This window comes from Leifsonia xyli subsp. cynodontis (assembly GCF_050632205.1).
Classification (GTDB): domain Bacteria; phylum Actinomycetota; class Actinomycetes; order Actinomycetales; family Microbacteriaceae; genus Leifsonia; species Leifsonia xyli_D.
On the sequence record NZ_CP192578.1, the window covers coordinates 1980008 to 1998846 of the forward strand.

23 protein-coding genes and 1 pseudogene are annotated in these 18839 nt (G+C 70.0%); 11 read left to right on the forward strand and 13 right to left on the reverse strand.

From position 1 onward, the window contains the following. The first annotated feature begins 34 nt into the window (after window positions 1–34). A complete protein-coding gene (locus ACQ86M_RS09715; protein ID WP_431245291.1) occupies window positions 35–1480 on the forward strand; it encodes an MDR family MFS transporter in 1446 nt (481 codons plus the stop codon). Between the two features lie 83 nt (window positions 1481–1563). Here ACQ86M_RS09715 and ACQ86M_RS09720 read toward each other — a convergent pair whose 3' ends face one another. Continuing rightward, window positions 1564–2202: a class I SAM-dependent methyltransferase gene (locus ACQ86M_RS09720; RefSeq protein WP_431245292.1), complete on the reverse strand. Its 639-nt coding sequence runs from the start codon at window positions 2200–2202 to the stop codon at window positions 1564–1566. 120 nt (window positions 2203–2322) lie between these two features. On the opposite strand from ACQ86M_RS09720, the gene ACQ86M_RS09725 reads away from it, so the two are divergent. Further along, entirely contained in the window at window positions 2323–3228 is a 906-nt protein-coding gene (locus ACQ86M_RS09725; RefSeq protein ID WP_431245293.1) for a DsbA family protein, read from the forward strand. Window positions 3229–3369: 141 nt separating this feature from the next. Then, window positions 3370–3693: a hypothetical protein gene (locus ACQ86M_RS09730; RefSeq protein ID WP_431245294.1), complete on the forward strand. Its 324-nt coding sequence runs from the start codon at window positions 3370–3372 to the stop codon at window positions 3691–3693. Here the strand turns inward: ACQ86M_RS09730 and ACQ86M_RS09735 are convergent. Then, the gene (locus ACQ86M_RS09735) at window positions 3690–4283 is read right to left on the reverse strand and encodes a TetR/AcrR family transcriptional regulator (protein ID WP_431245295.1); all 594 of its coding nucleotides are present in this window, start codon (window positions 4281–4283) and stop codon (window positions 3690–3692) included. The genes ACQ86M_RS09730 and ACQ86M_RS09735 overlap by 4 nt on opposite strands. A gap of 152 nt (window positions 4284–4435) precedes the next feature. Here ACQ86M_RS09735 and ACQ86M_RS09740 point away from each other — a divergent pair, with 152 nt between their 5' ends. The 3 genes from ACQ86M_RS09740 to ACQ86M_RS09750 are packed head-to-tail and all read left to right on the forward strand — an operon-like array spanning window position 4436 to window position 6257. Further along, window positions 4436–5032, forward strand: a complete 597-nt coding sequence (locus ACQ86M_RS09740; protein ID WP_431218507.1) for a DUF6230 family protein — start codon at window positions 4436–4438, stop codon at window positions 5030–5032. Then, window positions 5023–5511: a DUF6114 domain-containing protein gene (locus ACQ86M_RS09745; protein ID WP_431245296.1), complete on the forward strand. Its 489-nt coding sequence runs from the start codon at window positions 5023–5025 to the stop codon at window positions 5509–5511. Before ACQ86M_RS09740 ends, ACQ86M_RS09745 begins: the two co-directional genes overlap by 10 nt. After that, the gene (locus tag ACQ86M_RS09750) at window positions 5508–6257 is read left to right on the forward strand and encodes a hypothetical protein (protein WP_431245297.1); all 750 of its coding nucleotides are present in this window, start codon (window positions 5508–5510) and stop codon (window positions 6255–6257) included. The genes ACQ86M_RS09745 and ACQ86M_RS09750 overlap by 4 nt, the downstream gene beginning before the upstream one ends. A 9-nt stretch (window positions 6258–6266) precedes the next feature. Here the strand turns inward: ACQ86M_RS09750 and ACQ86M_RS09755 are convergent, their stop codons facing one another. After that, entirely contained in the window at window positions 6267–6887 is a 621-nt protein-coding gene (locus tag ACQ86M_RS09755; RefSeq protein ID WP_431245298.1) for a DUF1992 domain-containing protein, read from the reverse strand. Window positions 6888–7164: 277 nt separating this feature from the next. Between ACQ86M_RS09755 and ACQ86M_RS09760 the strand changes: the two genes are divergently transcribed. After that, complete coding sequence (locus ACQ86M_RS09760; protein ID WP_431245299.1) at window positions 7165–7797, forward strand: class I SAM-dependent methyltransferase; 633 nt, start codon at window positions 7165–7167, stop codon at window positions 7795–7797. 62 nt (window positions 7798–7859) lie between these two features. Here the strand turns inward: ACQ86M_RS09760 and ACQ86M_RS09765 are convergent, their stop codons facing one another. The 3 genes from ACQ86M_RS09765 to ACQ86M_RS09775 form a co-directional block, all read right to left on the reverse strand. Next, window positions 7860–9023, reverse strand: a complete 1164-nt coding sequence (locus ACQ86M_RS09765; protein WP_431245300.1) for a ScyD/ScyE family protein — start codon at window positions 9021–9023, stop codon at window positions 7860–7862. A gap of 105 nt (window positions 9024–9128) precedes the next feature. Further along, window positions 9129–9344 carry a hypothetical protein gene (locus ACQ86M_RS09770; RefSeq protein ID WP_431245301.1) on the reverse strand — a complete coding sequence of 72 codons (216 nt, stop codon included), beginning with the start codon at window positions 9342–9344 and terminating at the stop codon, window positions 9129–9131. A gap of 101 nt (window positions 9345–9445) precedes the next feature. Continuing rightward, the gene (locus tag ACQ86M_RS09775; protein ID WP_431245302.1) at window positions 9446–10228 is read right to left on the reverse strand and encodes a hypothetical protein; all 783 of its coding nucleotides are present in this window, start codon (window positions 10226–10228) and stop codon (window positions 9446–9448) included. Between the two features lie 241 nt (window positions 10229–10469). Here ACQ86M_RS09775 and ACQ86M_RS09780 point away from each other — a divergent pair, with 241 nt between their 5' ends. The 3 genes from ACQ86M_RS09780 to ACQ86M_RS09790 are packed head-to-tail and all read left to right on the forward strand — an operon-like array spanning window position 10470 to window position 12010. Then, a complete protein-coding gene (locus ACQ86M_RS09780) occupies window positions 10470–10841 on the forward strand; it encodes a hypothetical protein (RefSeq protein ID WP_431245303.1) in 372 nt (123 codons plus the stop codon). Between the two features lie 4 nt (window positions 10842–10845). Then, window positions 10846–11490, forward strand: coding sequence for a class I SAM-dependent methyltransferase (locus ACQ86M_RS09785; protein ID WP_431245304.1), 645 nt, complete (start codon window positions 10846–10848; stop codon window positions 11488–11490). A 49-nt stretch (window positions 11491–11539) separates the two neighbouring features. Continuing rightward, the gene (locus tag ACQ86M_RS09790) at window positions 11540–12010 is read left to right on the forward strand and encodes a DUF2510 domain-containing protein (protein ID WP_431245305.1); all 471 of its coding nucleotides are present in this window, start codon (window positions 11540–11542) and stop codon (window positions 12008–12010) included. Window positions 12011–12046: 36 nt separating this feature from the next. Here the strand turns inward: ACQ86M_RS09790 and ACQ86M_RS09795 are convergent, their stop codons facing one another. From ACQ86M_RS09795 to ACQ86M_RS09805, 3 genes are all read right to left on the reverse strand, one after another. After that, window positions 12047–12934, reverse strand: coding sequence for a DUF2510 domain-containing protein (locus ACQ86M_RS09795; protein WP_431245306.1), 888 nt, complete (start codon window positions 12932–12934; stop codon window positions 12047–12049). 409 nt (window positions 12935–13343) lie between these two features. Next, on the reverse strand, window positions 13344–13514 hold the full coding sequence (locus ACQ86M_RS09800) for a hypothetical protein (RefSeq protein WP_431218518.1): 171 nt from the start codon (window positions 13512–13514) through the stop codon (window positions 13344–13346). Window positions 13515–13593: 79 nt separating this feature from the next. After that, window positions 13594–13821, reverse strand: a complete 228-nt coding sequence (locus ACQ86M_RS09805; protein ID WP_431245307.1) for an RNA-binding S4 domain-containing protein — start codon at window positions 13819–13821, stop codon at window positions 13594–13596. A gap of 96 nt (window positions 13822–13917) precedes the next feature. On the opposite strand from ACQ86M_RS09805, the gene ACQ86M_RS09810 reads away from it, so the two are divergent. Further along, window positions 13918–14484: a dihydrofolate reductase family protein gene (locus ACQ86M_RS09810; protein ID WP_431245308.1), complete on the forward strand. Its 567-nt coding sequence runs from the start codon at window positions 13918–13920 to the stop codon at window positions 14482–14484. A 143-nt stretch (window positions 14485–14627) separates the two neighbouring features. On the opposite strand, the pseudogene ACQ86M_RS09815 reads toward ACQ86M_RS09810, so the two are convergent. The 4 genes and pseudogenes from ACQ86M_RS09815 to ACQ86M_RS09830 form a co-directional block, all read right to left on the reverse strand. Beyond that, a pseudogene (locus ACQ86M_RS09815) lies at window positions 14628–15050 on the reverse strand (dihydrofolate reductase family protein); the annotation flags it as partial. An 84-nt stretch (window positions 15051–15134) separates the two neighbouring features. Further along, complete coding sequence (locus ACQ86M_RS09820) at window positions 15135–16715, reverse strand: phospholipase C (protein ID WP_431245309.1); 1581 nt, start codon at window positions 16713–16715, stop codon at window positions 15135–15137. A gap of 153 nt (window positions 16716–16868) precedes the next feature. Beyond that, a complete protein-coding gene (locus ACQ86M_RS09825) occupies window positions 16869–17537 on the reverse strand; it encodes a phospholipase D-like domain-containing protein (RefSeq protein ID WP_431245310.1) in 669 nt (222 codons plus the stop codon). Further along, the gene (locus ACQ86M_RS09830; protein WP_431245311.1) at window positions 17471–18466 is read right to left on the reverse strand and encodes a hypothetical protein; all 996 of its coding nucleotides are present in this window, start codon (window positions 18464–18466) and stop codon (window positions 17471–17473) included. Before ACQ86M_RS09830 ends, ACQ86M_RS09825 begins: the two co-directional genes overlap by 67 nt. Between the last annotated feature and the right edge of the window lie 373 nt (window positions 18467–18839).

Genomic DNA, 18839 nt, shown 5'->3' on the forward strand with positions numbered 1-18839 from the left:
GAATTCAGCGTGGTGTGGCACGTTGTTGACCGATATGAACGAACCCACCCGAGCGAGCGTCGGCTTCCGGTCGGAGCGCGGCCCCATCCTCATCGCCCTGATGCTGACGACGGGGCTGGTCGCGATCGACTCGACCATCCTCGCGACGGCGGTGCCCTCGATCGTGCAGGACCTGGGCGGCTTCACGCAGTTCCCGTGGCTGTTCTCGATCTATCTGCTGGCGCAGGCGGTGTCCGTCCCCGTCTACGCGAAGCTGTCCGACACGCTCGGGCGCAAGCCCATCGTCCTCATCGGCATCGCGCTCTTCCTCCTCGGGTCGGTGCTGTGCGGCTTCGCCTGGAGCATGCCCGCGCTGATCGCGTTCCGCGCCGTGCAGGGCCTCGGCGCCGGCGCCATCCAGCCGATGTCGATGACCATCGCGGGCGACATCTACACCGTCGCCGAACGCGCCAAGACGCAGGGCTACCTGGCCAGCGTCTGGGCGATCTCCTCCGTCGTCGGGCCGACGCTCGGCGGCGTGTTCTCGCAGTTCCTGTCGTGGCGGTGGATCTTCTTCGTCAACGTGCCACTGTGCATCCTGGCCGCGTGGATGCTGTTCCGCAGCTTCCACGAGAGCATCGAGCGCACGAAGCACCGCATCGACTACGCGGGTTCCGCGCTGCTGACGGGCGGCATGACCCTCCTCATCCTCGCCGTGCTCGAGGGCGGGCAGGCGTGGGCCTGGAACTCGATCTGGAGCATCGGCTCCTTCGCCCTCGGCGGCGCGCTCCTCATCGCCTTCGTGCTGGTGGAGCGGCGGGCAGCCGAGCCCGTGCTCCCGCTGTGGGTGTTCTCCCGGCGGCTGCTCGTCACCACGACGCTCATCTCGCTCGGAGTGGGCGGCATCCTGATCGGTCTCACCTCGTACGTGCCCACCTACCTCGAGGGGACGATCGGCGTCGCGCCCATCGTCTCCGGGCTCGCCGTCGCCGCCCTCACCCTCGGCTGGCCGCTCGCGGCGAGCCAGTCCGGGCGGCTCTACCTGCGCATCGGCTTCCGCAACACCGCTCTCGTCGGGATGGCCATCGCGATCGTCGGCGCCGCGGCCCTCGCCGTGACCTCCGTCACCCCGTCGGTGCTCTGGGTCGCGGTCAGCTGCTTCATCGTCGGACTCGGGATGGGCCTGATCGCCACCCCGACGCTCATCGCCGCGCAGTCGAGCGTGCCGTGGAACGAGCGCGGCGTGGTGACCGGCAGCAACATGTTCGCCCGCTCCATCGGCAGCGCCGTCGGCGTGGCCGTCTTCGGCGCGATCGCCAACGCGATCATCGGCGCCTCCGCCGGCGGCGCGCACTCGCCCGCGACCATCCAGGCGGCGTCCACCGCGGTCTTCGTCGCGGTCGCGATCGCGGCAGTCCTGACGATCGTGGCCGGCCTCGCGATGCCGCGCTCCCGCGTCGAGGACGTCGAGCTGGGCCGCGCCCCCGCCACCGCGGACTAGCGCCGGGCATCTATGGGTCGCAACACGCCGTTATCGTCGCGGCGTAACGGCGTGTTGCGACCCATGGATGCCGCGCCAGCCGGTCACCCCGGGATGCGCGTCAGCATCACGAACTCGTTGTAGGTGAACGCCTTGCCGGCGAAGCGCGGGAGCGGGAACGAGTACTGGCGCTCGACGGTCAGGCCGACGCGGTCCGCCAGGCGGTGCAGGCCGTGGAAGTCGGTGAACGTCACGTGGGTGGCGTCGCTCGCGTAGCCGCGCTCCTGCGGTGTGATGAAGAGGACGTGACCGCCCGGCTTCACGTACGGCAGGTACATCCGCACCAGCTCGACCGCGAAGTCCGGGTCGACATGCTCCACGACGTGCGCCAGCAGCATCGAGTCGAAGGCGCCCGGCTTGGCGTGCTGCGTCGTCGGGAACTCGTCGCTCGTGTACGACGTGAGCCCCCGCGCCCGCGCGATCGCCACCGACTCCGCGTTGTGGTCGACCCCGACACCGTTGTTGCCCAGGTGCGCGAGGTTGCGGCCGAGACCGCTGCCCACATCCAGCACCCGCCCCAGGTGGAGGCGGCGGATGTTCCACCGGTACGGCGCCTGCACGTTCAGCGTCCGCCGCCACCAGGAGGTGTCGAGGCGGTGCAGGCGCTCGGCGTAGTCCGCCCCCGCGGTGTCGCGGCCCTCATTGGCGTGGCGACCGCCCTCGTCGGCGGACTGGTCGGACATCAGCTGGCTCGATCCATCGACTGCATGCCTCCACGGTAGGCCACCCGGTACAGCCCCTTCAAAGCTAAAGCCCCCTACGATTCTTGAGAGTACTGTCCACCGTTCGATGGGATGAGCTGAATGGCAACTGGCAGGGGAACCACGGGACCCACCAAACGCGACCGCCGTGAGGAGGCGCGCGAGACCGCCAGGATCATGCGCGAAGAGGCCGCCAAGAAGGCCAAGCGCCGCAAGGTCGTCGTTCAGAGCTCGGTCATCGTCGGCATCGTCGCGGTGCTCGCCATCATCGGCGTCGTGGTCTTCACGAGCGTCGGCGGGGGCACCAGCGCCGCCAACCCGAAGAACATGGCGAGCGGCGGGATCCTGCTGACCGCGCCGACGAAGGCCACAACGACGCCGGCCATCGCGAGTGGCGCCAAGCCCACGCCGACGAAGATGCAGCTCGACGGCAAGACCGCGCACATCCAGATCTGGCTCGACTACCAGTGCCCCTACTGCGAGCAGTTCGAGACGACGAACAACAGCCAGATCAAGCAGTGGCTGCAGGAGGGATCGGCGACCCTCGAGGTCCACCCGGTCGCCATCCTCGACAGCACGCAGAACAAGCAGTACTCGACGCGCGCCGCGGCTGCCGCATCCTGTGTCGCCAACTCCGCGCCGGACAAGTTCTTCGACGTGAACGCCGCGCTCTTCGCCAAACAGCCGAACGAGCAGACCGGCACCGGCCTCACGAACGACGAGATCATCTCGATCCTGAAGGATGCGGGGGTCGACTCGAAGACCGTCACCGACTGCGTGAACAAGCAGACGTTCGCGTCGTTCGTGACCAACATGACTCAGGATGCGACCACCAACTCGCAGCTCAAGAACCCGACCTCGGGCGGCTTCGGCACCCCGACCGTGTTCGTGAACGGCGAGCGCTACCAGGGCGGCTTCACCGACGCCAAGCAGTTCGCCGCCTTCACGGCCGCCGCGGTCAAGGACGCCGGCTCGGGCAAGACGATCACCTTCCCGACCGCGAGCTGACCGCTTCTCCGCCTCTCGCCTCACCAACAGTTCCGGAGTTTTTCGGGCTAATCCTCGCGATCCGCCCGAAAAACTCCGGAACTGTTTGCGTTGGGGACCGCGGGTGTACGTTCCGGGGAGAGCGAGAGAGAGGGGCGGCGCATGGAGCGCATTCCGGAGGACGGCGTCGACGACGTCGAGATCGGCGAGACGGATGCCGGCGACACGGCCGGCTGGGCGGACCCGGCCGACGGCGACGTCGACTACGCGCTGAACGACCCGGAGGCGGAGGCGGACTTCGCCGACGAGCTCGTCACGAACGACGCGGTCGCCGGCGAGACCATCTGGCCCGGCCCGGGCGACGGCAACGACGGCCCGACCGGCGGTCAGGCGCGCGAAGCGGAGCCGGTGTACGACGAGCACGGCGGCGACGACGAGGAGAACGGCGTGCTCACCGAGGACGACGTCGAGGAGGAGGGCATCTAGCCCTCGCCCAGCGCCTCCACCACCCCGCGCGCGCTGCGCTCGAGGAACCCGACGATTTCGTCCGACGCCAGGTCGGTGCCGATCGCGCTCTCGACGAGCGCCTCCTCGGCGAACGCGATCCACGACCGCAGGGCGATCCGCAGCATCGGCGTGTCGGGCACGCCGAGCTCCAGGAACACCGCGATCACCCGGTCCGCCTGTTCCACCCGCGCCTCCTCGACGACCGCGCGCACCTCCGTGTCACCGGATGCGACGCCGCGCACCAGCGAGTAGAACGTGCCGCTGTGCTCGCGCACGAACCCGACGATCCGCTCGAGCGTGTCGTGCAGCCGGTCGAGCGGCGGCAGCCCGGCGACCGGCTCCGTCGCGTGCAGCATGCTGTCGCGCGCCGTGCGCACCACATCCCGGTGCAGCCCCTGCTTCGACCCGAAGTAGTGGAACAGGAGCCCGCGCGACACTCCCGCACGCGCCGACAGCTCCTCGATCGAGAGCTGATCGAGCGGGTTGTCGGCCAGGAACGAGACCCCGAGCGCCACGAGCTGCGCCCGCCGCTCGTCCGGCGTGAGCCTGGTGCGCCGGTCGGTCTCCATGGTTCGAGCCTATCCGCCGCTCCCCCGCGCCCGGCTGCTTCGATACACGAATGGATGCACCGCGCAGCTATTGACAGTCGGTCAATAACCTCTAAGCTCGCTCCTGGACCTGACTGCGCCGACGCTGTCAAGTCCCCCGAACAGGAGGATCGATGAAGTTCCGAAAGCTCGCCGGGTCGCACACCGGACGGATCGTTCTCGCAGCCGTCCCCGTCGCCCTCGTGTCGACCGTGCTCATGACCGGTGTCGCACAGGGCGCCGTGCCTGTCTCGTTCGCCGTCTCCGGCAGCCAGTTCCAGATCAGCGCGTCGAAGCTCGACGGCACCGGCTTCTCGCAGTACGCCGGCGTCGCCCCGGACACCGCGGGCAAGAACCACCAGGTCGCGATCGCGAACATCAAGTCCGCGACGCTCAGCGACCTCTGCCAGTCGGTCGTCACGGACACCCCGCTCGGCAAGGCCGGCATCCTCATCACCGCGGGCGGCGGGGGCAACCCGGCCAGCGCGACCGACCTGCAGATCGGCATGACCGACCTCAAGGGCGACTCCGAGTTCCACAACATCCGCATCGGCGTCGACGCCTCCACCGTGAACACCGCGGCGAAGGGCTCGGCGGGCGACTTCGCGCAGGATTCGGACACCGTCACGATCACGAACCTCCAGCAGACCGCGTGGAGCACCCAGGCCTCCGTCTTCACGCTCAACGGCATGCACGTGCAGCTGACCGACGGCTCGAAGGGATGCTTCTGATCGTGGGCGAGCACTCGATCGGCGCGGAGGGGGCCGGCGCTCTCGCAGAGCCGGTGGCCGCGAGCGGGGTGTCTGCTGCGTCCGGCGGCGAGCGGTCGGGCTTCCGCGCCTGGCGGCGCAGCCGCCCGTTCGTCGGCGGCCTGCTGACCGCCCTCGGCGGCGTCGAGATGTTCTTCTCGGGCCAGCTCGACATCGGCAAGATCCACGTGCAGCTCGGCATCGAAGGCCTGCAGGCGACGATCATCCCGATCCTGCTGGTGCTGCTCGGCGTCCTCGCGATCGCGATGCCCGCGCACCGCATCTTCTACGGCGTGATCGCGCTGGCCGTCGCCGTGTACTCGCTCGTCGGCGTAAACCTCGGCGGCTTCTTCATCGGGATGCTGCTGAGCACCGTCGGCGGCATCCTCACCGTGGCGTGGATGCCGAAGAGGGACGCGGGCGACGTCACCGCGGCCCCGGGGGAAGGCCCCGCCGCATGAGGCGCACCCGCTCGAGCGTCGTCGCCGGCGCCCTGATCGCCTGCGTCGCCGCCGCGCTCACCGGCATCGGGGCCGCCCGCGTGCCGACCGCCGACCAGGCCGGGCTGTGCATCCCCCTGTTCATGTCGTGCAGCTCGCCGAGCCCGACGCCGACGCCGACCCCGACGCCGACGTCGGGTCCGACGATCCCCGGCCTCCCCGGCGTCCCCGGCGTCCCGGGCGTCCCGTCCGTCCCGGCGCCCGGCGCATCGCCCGCGCCGTCCGCCCCCGCGACCCCGGGCGCCTCCCCCGCTCCGACCGCTCCCCCGGTACCCGTCGGCCCCGACGCGGGCGCTCCCGTGTTCACGCAGCCGGCCGCACAGCTCGGCAGCCGGTCCCTCTCGTTCTCGGGCCTGAAGGGGATCACCGTGGTGACCGTCCCGCTGGCGGACGGCAGCCGCATCCCGGTGCTGAAGATCTCCGCCGATGCGATCACGGTCGACGGCTTCAGCCTGACCGTGCGCAAGGCGACCGGCCCGAAGCTCGCGACCACCGCCGACCAGATGGCCCTGCGCGGCGACGTGAACGTCTACGTGGATTCGGTGACCGCCACCGGCAAGGACGGAAAGTCCCTGCAGCTCGGCGCCGCGACGCCTCCTCCGGCCGACGGACTGCCGCCGCAGCTGCTGCGCGTGACGCTGGGACTCGTCGGGGTGACTGCGAACAGCATCCACTTCACCGACCCCCACCAGCATCTGACGGAGTGACCCGGCGGCTCAGCGGCCGGACTCGCGCCGCAGCCTCCGCCGCTCGCGCCGCGACAGCGCCTCCCACGCCTCCCGTTCGGCCCGCCGGTTCGCCTCGGCCTCGCGGATCCGCTCCTCCCGCCGCTGCCGCCACCGGTCGACCTCGGCGTCGATGTCGCGGGTGGGAGTGACGACCGGCGGGCCGCCCTGCAGCTGCCGCCGCGCCTCGACGATGCGCCGGTTGAAGCCCTCGAGGTGCTCGCGCACCGTCTGCTCCGACGCCAGCCGGTCGAGCTTCGCGTCGAGCTCCTTGTCCTCCGTGCGGAGGGTCAGCGCCGGCGGCCCGAGCCCGGTGAGGCTCTCGCGCTCGATCTTGCGCCGGATCCACCAGTCCGGGTCGTGCGTTCCGGTCAGCCCGGGCAGCGGCTTGCCGGCTCCGGGAAGGTCGTCGAAGTCGCCGCGGCGGATCGCCTGCTGGATCGCCGTCTCGATGATCTGCGCCCGCTGCTCCATCGAGGGCTGGCCGGCGTTGGCCTCCTCGACCTCCTCGCCGCGAGCCTCCGCGTCTCGGCGCAGGCGGTACCGCGCGGCGTCGACGAGCGGATCGGACTCGCGAGCCGCGCGACGCTCCTGGTCGCGGTTGCGGGCCATATTCTCACCCTACGCCGACCCTCCGACACCGCTCACGGGAGGGCGGAGGTGAACGGGAGACGAACATCCGAACACTGGTTGCCTCAGGACGGTTGACTTTCGTCACATACGTTTTATTGTGTGCACTAAGCAACCGGATGGCAGGCTGAACCGCAGGGGGCGGGCAGCTGTACTGCATTCCCGGTGCGCGGCGGTCGGTGTACGGGTGAGCCGACCGCCGCATACTTTTCCCGGGCCCGCATCCGGCCCGCGCTTCAGGTCTCGCTACGCTGTCCCCGTGACCGACGACGAGCACCTGAGAGCCGTGCGCGAACGCTTCGACGAGCGCGCCGCCACCTACGACGACAGCGCGATGCACCGCGGCCTGGCCCGGGCGGTCGCCGTCTTCGCCGACCTGGACGAGGTGGATGCGGTGCTCGACGTCGCGACCGGCACCGGCCTGGTGCTGCGCGCGCTGGCCGACCGCGACTTCGCGGGCGCGCTGACCGGCGTGGACCTGTCCCCGCGCATGATCGACGAGGCGCGCATCCACCTGCCGGATGCCGAGCTGCTCGTGGCGGATGCGACCCGCCTGCCGCTGCCGGACGCATCCTTCGACCTCGTCACCTGCGTCACCGGTCTGCAGCTGTTCCCGCATCCCGGCGCCGCCATCGCGGAGTGGGCGCGCGTGCTGCGACCGGGCGGCCGGGCGATCACGGCGACGTTCCTCGCGGTCGATCCGTCGCGCCATCGCGGGGCGCCGCCGGCGGCCCACGTCGACCACGACCCGTTCGACTCGGTGGAGCATCTGGGCGGCACGGTGGCACCGGCCGGCTTCACGGTGACCCGCTCCGAGGTGTGGAGGGACGGCGCCGACGAGGTGCTCATCGCCGAGCTCGCCCCGACGCCCGCGCCGACACCGACGCGGTAGCGGAAGGCACGCCGCCGGCGCTGCGTGAAAACGAGACAGCGACGACGACGTGCCCGCGCCTCCTACTCCCCCACGTTGATCCGGACGACCTGCCCGCTGTGGCCGCCCGCGCCGCTGGCCGGCATGATCGACCAATTCGAGACGTAGGCGCTGCCGCCGCGGAACGCGAAGCCCGACGGGAAGAACAGCTGCCCCATCCCGTACGTCGTCCGCTGGCCGCTCGGGCTGATCTTCACGAGCGCCCCGCTCGGGTCGCCGGTCGGGCTCGGGTTGAGGCCGTTCACCTGGAACTCGGTGACGTAGAAGTTGCCCGACCCGTCGAAGCCGCAGCCCTGGATGGCGGTGAAGCCCGTCCACTTGACCCGCGCCGTCCCATTGGGCCAGACCTGCCAGACGCGTGCGTGACCCGGCACGTACTGGCCGCCCAGCAGCTCCGTGACGTAGAACGAGCCGTCGGGCGCCTGCGCGAGGCAGGTGCTCACGCCGTCCGTGACCGAACCGGCCGGGACGCCCATGAACGCCAGCGTCGACACCGTGCCGCTCTTGTCCACCTTGGCGAGGATGTTCGCCCCGGCGTCCGCGACGTAGCGCGTGTTGCCGACCGTGATGACCGAGTTCGGGTTGGCGTCGGGGAACTGATCCGGGACCAGGTCCTTGTTCGCGGCCGCCCAGGCGTAGTCCGCGTCACCCGTGGCGGCGATCGACGACCACATGCCCGCGGACGGGTCGAGCGCGACCGTGCGGCCGAGCTGCGCGCGTGCGGCGTCCACGATCGGGTTGCCCGGCGGCACCGGTGGGATCGGCGCCGTGTTCAACGCCATCTGGCCCGTGACCCAGCGGCCCTGCGCATCCACAGAGACGAGGCCCTCGGCGCCCATTCCGGACTCGTCGGCGGCCGAGAACAGCCCGGTGATCGGGTGCGTCAGCGCGCCGTCCTTCCACACCCCGAGGCGTCCGGTCAGGCCGCCGTACTGGTCTCCTTCCGGTCCGCCGCCCAGGTTGAGCGGGCCGCCGTGGCCGGCCTCGGCGATGAACAGCTGGCCGCCCGTTCCGAACGACAGTCCGCGCGGGTTGTCCAGCCCCGACACGACCACCTGCACCGACCCGACCGGCGGCTTCGGCGCCGTCTTCGTGGCCGCCTGAGCGGAGGTGGCTCCTGCCGCGACCAGCGCCGCGACCAGCAGTGCGGGCGCACCCACGCGTAACGCGATGTTCCGAGTTCTCATCGACATGACTCCTTATCTCCATCGATAGGCCACGTCCCCCCACAAACAGTCGAGAAGGTAGCACTGCGGATGGGGGTGCGGCTACGGTGCGCGGGCATCGATGCGCTAGCGAGTCAGGACCTGCTTGCGAGCGCGCAGCCGTCGATACCTCTGTCCGAGGAAGTAGGCACCCGGTGCGCCGAGCGCGGTTGCCAGGATCGCCCGCGGAGAGGCGTCGATCATCACCAGCACAGCGGCCATGGCCGCGCCGAGCAGCAAGGCAACGAAGAAGTCCTCGACGAGGTAGTAGAGCGACGACTTCGGTTGTTCAGCACTTGACATCGTAAATCAGCCCCGGTCCGACATAAGGAATGTTCAGCTGGATGCAGCGACCTGCTTTGAGGGCGTTGGTAGCGGCGTTCTTGACGATCTGAAAACCCAGGTTAGCGAGGGTGGTGCAGGCCGCACCTGCCAGACCGCCGAGGATACAGAGGTAGGAGAACATCTGCGCAGCGCTGGCGAAGGCGGCAACCTGCCTGGGTGAGGGTGTTACCGCTCAGCTCGTAGTGCGTCGCGACGGCTGTACCATGGGCGTCCTTCGCCCACGGTGCGGGGATGATCGCAGAGACAGCCTGCCCATCCTCGCTTCCCACATACACAGACCCGTCTTCGAGCAGACGAGCATGCTGTCCCTCCGGAACCGTCAGCGAGTAGTCGTACCGCTTCGGCGCGTTCGCGTTCTCGATGAATGTGTTGATCTGCACAGTGCCGTCGGCGTGCACCACCGGGACGGTCGAGGACCCGTTGTTGTTGTCGTAAACGACCACGCCCGGCACTTGGGATGCAGTCGCGTCTGTGGCCTGGTCCGCGAACGGCAGTCCGATCGAGACGCCCCCGCCGGGCAGGCTTACTTGCACGCCGTCCGCTGCGTCTACCGGAAGCTGCACCTCAAGCCCATCGGCCGTGGACGCCTGCACCGCGGCATCCTCGGTGGCGCCGCCTGTCGTTGCGCTTGCCAGAGCCTGAGGTGCGACTTCTTGAATCGCTGCGACCGCGTCCACTGCGTTCACCTCCGCCGCGTCCGTGGACGTGAACCCGGTCAGTCCCGAACCGATGACGCACACGCCGGCCAGCGCAGCCACCGACACCATCACACGAGATCTCCGCATTGAGAACCTCTTCTCCCACTCGTATCGAATCGTGCAGCCGTCAGCCGCCTGCCACATCCATAACGTGCCAGAATTCCGCATCCCCGCGCCTATTTAGGACAAGGGGCTCACGCTTGGCGCACGATCTGGCTGAGTGCTTCCTGTCGCCGTAGCACTCCGCTGGTACAGGGAACAGCGCCGACGGGTCGCCCGCCAGCGCCCGTCGGTAGTAGCTTTGGCGCCATCAGCCGCTGCGGGAGGGGATGCCGGAGATGACCGAGAACGGCCCGGACGACGACGCGATGAAGGTCGTCCACTCGTGACGGGGACGCCGCGCACGGTGGCCGTGCACGACCGGTTCGACGACATCGTGTCCGCGTTCGTCGGCCGCCCCGGGGTCACGCCGCCGGCCGGCGGCGGCCCGCGGCGGTTCGGCTCGGATGCGCTCCGCGTGAACGGCTCCGTGTTCTGCATGGTCTCCAGCGGCGACCGCTTCGTCGTGAAGCTGCCCGGCGAGCGGGTGTCGGAGCTGATCGCAGCCGGCGTCGGCGAGCCGTTCCAGGCGGGGAAGAAGAGTCCGATGCGGCAGTGGCTGGTGGTGACGGATGCGACCCCCGGGCTCTGGGAGTCCCTCGCCGAGGAGGCGTGGGCGTTCACCGGGTCCGCCGGCGCGGCGCCGGGGCGCTCGTAGGGCCATGACCCACCCGGACGTCTCACGCGAAACCCGGCGGCAGCGGCGCCACTGGGGCAAGCACGCCGAGAGCTACGACACCAAGATCGCCAAAGTGGAACGGTCGATGCTGGCCGGCACCCGCGAGTGGATCGGTGAGCGGGCCAGCGGCCGGGTGCTGGAGGTGGCGGTCGGCGGAGGCCGCAGCCTGCCGTACTACCGCGACGACGTGTCCCTCGTCGGGGTCGACCTCAGCCCCGCGATGCTCGCCATCGCACGGCGACGCGCCGACGAGCTCGGGTGGGCCGTCGACCTCCGCGAGGGCGACGCCGAGCGCCTGCCGTTCGACGACGCCACCTTCGACACCGTGGTGTGCGCGCTCGCGCTGTGCTCCATCCCTCGTCCCGATGTCGCGGTCGCCGAGATGGCGCGCGTCGTCGTGCCGGGCGGATCCGTCGTGCTCGTCGACCACGTCCGCAGCGACGCGGCGCTGATCTTCGCCGGCCAGTGGATGCTCGAGCGCGTCACGATCCCGCTGCAGGGCGAGCACCTCACGCGTCGGCACCTCGGCGAGGTGGAGGCCGCGGGCCTGGTGGTCGTGGAGAACGAGCGGCTGCGGTCGGGCTCCGTGGAGCGCATCCGTGCCGTCCGCCCCGCACTGGGGATATGAGTCCGCCGGAGCCGCCTCCAGACTTGAGGGACTCACCAGAAGGGCCCCCATGAATCCTGTCGCCGGTTGGTACGCCGACCCCTCCACCCCCGACGCCGTGCGCTACTGGGACGGCACCCGGTGGACGGAGCACACCGCGCCCGCTCCGGCGGCGGCGCCGGCGCCTGCTCCGGTCGGCGCGTCGGGCTATCCGGTGCAGCCGCACCCCACCTACACCCCGATGCAGTCGCACCAGGCGTACGCGCCGCAGCCGCACTACGTCGTCGCGGTCCCGCCGAAGAACGGCAAGGCCACCCGGGCGCTCGTCTGGGGCATCATCAGCCTCTTCATCAACCCGTTCGCGCTCCCCTCGATCCTGGCGATCGTCTTCGGCGCGCAGGCCCGCCGCATCGCGGACGACATGGACCGCGCAGGGCTGAGGGACACCGGTCGCGGGCGGGCCACCGCGGGGCTCGTGATCGGTATCGTCGGGGCGGCACTGTTCGTCGTGTGGGTGTTCTGGTACGTCAATCGGAACTGAGCGCGGCCGGCGCACGACCGAGCGGCCGCGCCGGAGTCACGCCCCGCCCTCCTGGTTGCGCAGCACCCAGCTGATATGACCCGACGCGTCCCGGACGGTCACGTCGATGACGCCGCTGTTCCCGTTGGCGTCGCGGACCGTGCACGTGAACGTGCTTCCCGCGGTCATCGGGGCGGAGACCGGGCACGAGGCCGTCACGGTCTGCCCGACCTGCTTCGAGAACTCGGTGACGATCTCCTGCTGGAGCGCCGCCTGGTCGTAGTGGGGTCCGAGCAGCGCACCGAGCGCGACGACGTGGATGAGGACGGCCGTCAGCATCGAGCCGGCGCCGAGCACGAGGCCCCAGACGGCCCGCGCGCGTCCCGAGCCGAGACGGCCCGAGCGGGTGATGCCGAGGATGCCGTAGATGATCGCTCCGATGCCGGGCAGGCCGGGCACGAAGCCGAGGACGCCGGTGAGGAGAAGCAGTCCGGCCGACAGGATGCCGAGCCCGAGCGCCAATGCGGCGGCGGTGTTGGAGTCCTTGTACGTGGTCCAGGACGGGTTGTAGGGGGTGGTCGCGAACGGTGCGGCGGGTGGCGGCGGCACTGCCGGGAACGAGGACGGGTAGGGCTGCACCTGCGCGGCGGGCGGTGCCGCCGGGTAGGCGACGATGGGCGGGTACACGGGCGTCGCCGGTGCGGGAGTCGCCGCGGACGCCGCCGCCGTCCCCGCGGCCGCCTGCTCCGCCAGCCGCGCGGCACGACGCGGTCCGAGGGTCGCGGCAGCAGCCTCCGGCATCGTCCCCGTGTCGACGGCCGAACTCGACGACTCCGGCTGCGGCCGGGTGTGCTCCGTCCATCTCGAGCCGTTCCACCAGCGGACGCGCGCGGCGTCGGCCGGGTCCGTGTACCACCCTGCGGCAGGCGACCCCTCGTCGCTCATCCGCACCCCCTGACGTCTCGCGGGCCGTCGATCCCGCCGGGCCGGCGCCGTACAGCGCTGGCCACCAGGTCACGCTACCGGCGGCTCGCGCGTTCCGCGTGCCCCACAACGGGGCGCGTGGAAACGGAGGAGAAACCCGGCTTCGTGGGTCGGTGCGCCTCCGTTTCCCGACGCGCTCCGGCGTGTCGCGCCCGATCTCCTCCCTTCCTGACGTGCCGGACCCCGCGGCGAGCACGGCACGGCCCTGCTCCGGAGGAAGGCCCGGCGGCGGGTGGGACCAGCCGCATTCTGCTTGGCGCTGCCCGCGTGGGCGGGGCCGCCTGAAACCCGGTACTCCCGCTCTTGTCTCGCGGCTCGGCCGAGCCTCCCTCGACAGGTGGCGCGCAGGCTTCCCCGCCTGCGCCCGCGCTCAGAAGTCTTCGCGCCGCTCCGCCTCGGCGTCCGCCACCGGCTCCACCTCGGCGAGTTGCTGCAGCGCGGCCCGCAGCTGCCGGGTCAGCCACTCGTTCGTGACGTCGCCCGCCGCCATCGCATCCAGCTGGGAAAGCCGTTGCGCCGCGGATCCTCGAAGGTCGTCCATGCTGTCCTCCCTCTGCCAGCCCCGACCCTAGTCCGGTGGGTCGCCGGGGGAACACCCGCCTCAGGCGAAGCCGACCGCCCTACCTGGCGACGCGGACGCTGCGCCCCTCGAACGTGACGACGTCGCCGAGCTGCAGCTGCCGGCCGCGCCGGCGATCCACTTCGCCGTTCACCGTGACGTAGCCGTCGATGATGGCCTCTTTGACGTTCCCGCCGGAGTCGAGGAGGCCCGCGAACTTCAGGAACTGCCCGAGGCGGATGCCCTCTCCGCCGATCGGCACGTCTTCGATCGGAGCCGGCTTGGTCATCCTGAAATGCTAGCCCACCTCGTGCAGCCGACCGCGTGGACGCTAGTTTGGTGCTGTCCGCGGCGCGACCGAGCCGCCCGAGCCAGGGGGAACGCGATGAGGCTGCTCCGATACTCCATCAACGTCACGCTCGACGGCTGCGTCCATCACGAAGCCGGCCTGGCACCCGACGAGGAGGCGATGCGGTACTGGACGGCCGAGATGGAGCGGGCCGACGCCCTGCTCTACGGCCGGGTGACCTACGAGATGATGGAGGCGGCCTGGCGGCGGCCGGCCTCGGGACCGTGGCCCGAGTGGATGCGCGACTGGGAGATCCCGTTCGCCGAGGCCATCGACGCCGCGAGGAAGCACGTCGTGTCGAGCACGCTGGAACACGTCGACTGGAATGCCGACATCCTGAGCGGCGACCTGCGTCAGGAGGTCGAGCGGCTCAAGCAGGAGCCGGGCGAGCTTCTCTCTCTGGGCGGCGTGACGCTCCCCCTGGCGCTGGCCGACCTGGGACTGATCGACGAGTACGTCTTCGTCGTGCACCCGGTGATCGCCGGGCACGGGCCGACACTGCTGTCCGGACTGCGCGAGCGCATCAAACTGAAGCTCGTGGATCGTCGGGAGTTCGGATCGGGCGCGACCGTGCAGACGTACCGGCCCGTCACGAAGGCCTGACGACCCGGTACGTCAGGTGCGTCGCGGCCGGGGTGATCCGCGCGTCGATCCGCTCGAGCGGGATGGCAGACTCCAGCGCGCCGAAGAGAGGTGCCCCCGCCGACCAGGACGGGCATCACGTGCAGCCGGAGCTCGTCCACGAGGCCGAGTGGAAGCGCCTGCTGCATGACCGTCGCTCCGAAGAGGTGCACATCCTTGTCTCCGGCGAGCATCCCGGCCTGCCGGATCGCATCGGCGACACCGCTGGTGGCGAAGGTGAAGACCGCCGGATAACGGCGCTCCGGGGCGTGATGGGTGACCACGACGCACGGGATGTCTCCCATGGGCCCGGCTTCACCCCATCCACCGTCGCCTTCGTTCTTCTCGAAGGACGTCCGCCCCATGACGATGGCGCCGACGCTGTCCGTCGCCTGCTTCAGAACCTCGCGGTCGGCATCCGTCGCCGTCGGTCGAAGCCAGGCGTGCAGGTTCTCGGCGCCGTCGCCGAAGGGATTCTCGCGACTGTCGTTGGGGCCGGTGACGTACCCGTCGAGTGAGACGGACATGTCGCTGATCACGATTCCCATGGGAACTCCCTTTTCTGGCGACGCGGCCCCGAGGTCCAAGACCTCGGGGCCGCGCGCGTGGGCGACGGGAGTCGCCCCTCCTGATCAGCCGCGGACCGGCTGCCCGGTCTTCGGGTCGAGGAACAGCGTCCGGGAACCGTTGGCCCCGTCTTCGCCGTCGCCGTGGCCGTTGCCGTGCCCGGAGAAGGAGAACAGGTTGTTCAGCGAGCCCGCTTTCTGGTCGAACGAGGCATTGCCGATCCGGCCGGTGCTCCAGTTGTCCTCGATGAAGCGGAGGATGGAGGTCTGGTCGGTGGTGGTGTGGTCCACGAAGTTGCTCTTCGCGTACGGCGAGATCACCAGGAGCGGCAGGCGCGGGCCGTAGCCGCAGCGGTCCTGGTAGCCCCCGAGGATGTTCGCCGGGTTGGTGCCGCAGTTCGTGCCGGCCAGCGCGTCCACCGCGGGGTCGTCGGACTGGTTCACGATCGGGCTCATCTGGTGGTCGTACCAGCCGTCGCTGTCGTCGTAGGCGAGGATGACCGCGGTGCTCTTCCACTCCTTCGTCTTCTGGAGCTTGTTGAGCGTGTCGACGAGGAACGCCTGCTCATCGAGCGGGTTGGAGTAGCCGGCGTGGCCGTCCTGCGCGGCCGGGGCCTTGAGGAAGCTGACGGCGGGCATGTTCTTCGCGTTCACCGCGGCCCAGAAGTCCGTCAGGTCGTACTGGTGGTTCGCCGGACCGTTGTGGCCGACCTCCCCGACCGACGCCGGCGGCGTGTGCTGCAGGTTGGCCGTGCTCGGGTAGTACTGGAACGGCTCGTGGTGAGGGATGTACGACTTCGACGTGACCGGCGTGCCGTACGTCGTGGTGCTGGTGGCCGCGCAGTCGCGGAATCCGCCCTGGAACCATCCCCAGCTCACGTTCTTCGCGTTCAGCAGGTCGCCGATGTTCTTGTTGTTCGGATCCGTCGACGTGGTCGCGTCGCGGGTGTCGCACTTGTCGCCGGCGGGCTGCGGGTCGCCGATGACGGTCGTGTTCGCAGTAACTGCGGACGACGTGGTGGCGAAGCCGTGCGTCTGGCCGGAGACCAGGTTGAGCGCTCCCGGAGTCGACGGACCGAAGGTGGTGTTGTACGAGTTGTCGCTCATCGCGAAGTGCTGGGCGTAGTTCCACAGGCCCGTGACGGTGTTGCCGTCGTAGTAGCCCATGACGAGGCCCTTGCCCTTGCCGTAGTCGACGCACGTGCCCGCGCCGCGGCCCACCGTCTCGACGAACTTGTCCATCAGGCCGGAGTCGAACGCCTTCTGCTCGTCCGTGTAGGTGTGGTCCTGGTCGCAGGTCTGCGCCTGGCCCGGGGTGAGCCGGAACGGCTGCACCGAGTTGGGGTTGTTGGGCGCCTGCAGCGGCTCGTTCAGCCCGTTGACGCTCGGGGTGTTCGGAGCCGCCTTGAACGTGGTCTCACCGGGCAGGTTGGCGGCGTTCGGGTAGGTAGCGAAGTAGTGGTCGAACGACACGTTCTCCTGGAAGATGACGACGACGTGCTTGATCGGCGTCGTGGTGGCGCTGGCGGCCGCGCGGTCGCCTTCGTCCGAGTGGACGGATGCGACAGCCGGAGCGACGGCCCCGGCAGCGACGAGAGCGGCCGCGCCCACGGCGACCGCTGCGTGCTGGATCTTGAAACTGAACACCAGGTGATCTCCTCGGTGAGTGGCGGTCCCGGGCCCATCCCGCGACCGCATCCACTCTGGCACTGCCCCTGAACGGGTGCCATACCCCTCCCGATGACGGGGCGATGACCGTCGGGTGAACAGTCCGGTCGGCGAAGCGGTCGTACGCGGTTCTCAGAAGTTGGATGTGCCGCGCAGACGGCGAGGGCGGGAGTCCGGGTCGAAGACGAGCTGACTCAGCGGATCCGCCCAGACGCGTTGGAGGCGCGAGACCGGTTCGATCCGGTGGGGGCGGAGCTGCCCGGGAGGCCGCGGCTCCGGTCGCCCCGTTTCGTGCCAGCGATCGAGGGCCGCGGCGGATTCCTTCCACAGCGCGAGGCCGTCGTCTGTGTTCCGCAGGCGCGGGTCGCCCTCGTCGAGCCCGAGGTGCTCGGCCCAGAGTTGGATGCGCAGGTCCCGTGCGAACCGGGGCGGTTCGGTGCCGGCCGCATCCTGCTGCTCCGGGCTGGTGTCGAAGACGGCGCACGTGAGCTCGCTGTCCGTGGTCCAGGAGCGGCGGTTGACGTTGCCCGACCCCACCGTCGCCCAGGTGTCGTCGACGATGCAGATCTTGGCGTGGACGTAGATGGGGGTCCCGGCGGCGTTCTCCAGGTCGAAGACGCCGACCCGGCCCGGCGCCGTCCGCCGCAGCTTCGAGATCGCACGTAGCTGGTTGAGGCGGCCGGGTGGTCCGGTGAGTGCGCCATCCTCGTCCGGGTACCGGGGAACGACCACGATCAGCTGGAGCCGCGGGTTGCGGACCAGCGCCTTCGCGAGGTTCGCGGCGACCTGCGTGGACCACACGTACTGGTCCTCGATGTAGATGAACGAGCGCGCCCGGCTGAACGCCTTCGCCAGGCCCCGCGCGATGCTGCGCTCCCCGCCGGAGCGAACGGGAACGGAGGCCGCTTCGGGCTGTACGTCCGCAGCAGCTGCACCGCGTGCGGGCCAGCCGGCGGCGGTGGCGCGGCCGCCTCTGGCAGCGGCTTCGGATGCCGGGGCATGCGGGCGATGTGCTGCAGCAGCATCCGGTACGGGTTGCGGTGATCGAGTGGATGCGGATCGTTCCAGCGCTCGGCGAACCCCTCCAGCACGTCCGCGATCACCGGGCCGCGCAACTCCAGGGCGGCATCGTGCCACGGCGGCCGTTCGCCGTAGCGCGGATCCATCCGCACCGCCTGTGGGTCCCCCGCGTGCTCGGCGTCGTCGCGCCGGCTGTGCGACAGGTCGATCCCGCCGACGAAGGCGACATCCCGCGACGGGTCGTCGCGGTGGCGGATCACGAAGAACTTCTGATGGTGCGACCCGAACGGCCGCACCCGCTGGTCCAGCAGCACCTCACCGCCCGCCTCATTGATCCGCCGCCCGAGCAACTCGTTCGAGAGCCCGCTGATCGGCGCCTTCACGCGCTCCCCGTGCGACCGCCAGACCAGCCCGCGCACCTCGACGCCATCCTTGGCCAGACCCGCGACCAGCTCCCCGATGGTCGGGCCGTCGGGGAGGAGCCGTTCGTCGGCATCCCCGCGCCAGTCGGTGAAGAAGACGCGGTCGCCGGGGCGGAGGGCGGTCAGCTCGGCGTGGAGGCGGGCGAAGTACGTGGCGCCGTGGATGAGGGGGCGGACGAGGTTGTGCTCTGACCAGGGTGGGGAGCCGTGTTCGCTCGAATGAACGTCGGTTGCTGCGTTTCCCCGCTCCGAACGGGTAAGGAACCAGTCCCCGGCGTGATCGTCCACGGGGTGAACTCTACTCAGGGGCGGACGAGTCCATGCGTCGCCCGACTCGGGTTTACCAGCACGGGAAGGCCCACCATTCCCCCAGCGTCGCGGCGCAGTACTGGAGGGACTCGAAAACTGCGACCACCCTTTAAGCACCGTTGGCGAGGGCTCAAAATCCGCGGAATTATGCGCCTTTTGACCTCATTGAGATGACTGCGATCTCGTAGGATCTCACTCGATTGTGGGCAAATTGTGGGCAAACTAGATTGGGCGACGGCGTCAGTGCACGAAATATATCACGCAGTCTTTCCGTGGAGCTCACCCAAAAGGGGGTGAGGGTCGCTGGCTCGGCGCGCATCCGACCTTCGCGCGGCTCGTTAGGTTTGGATCG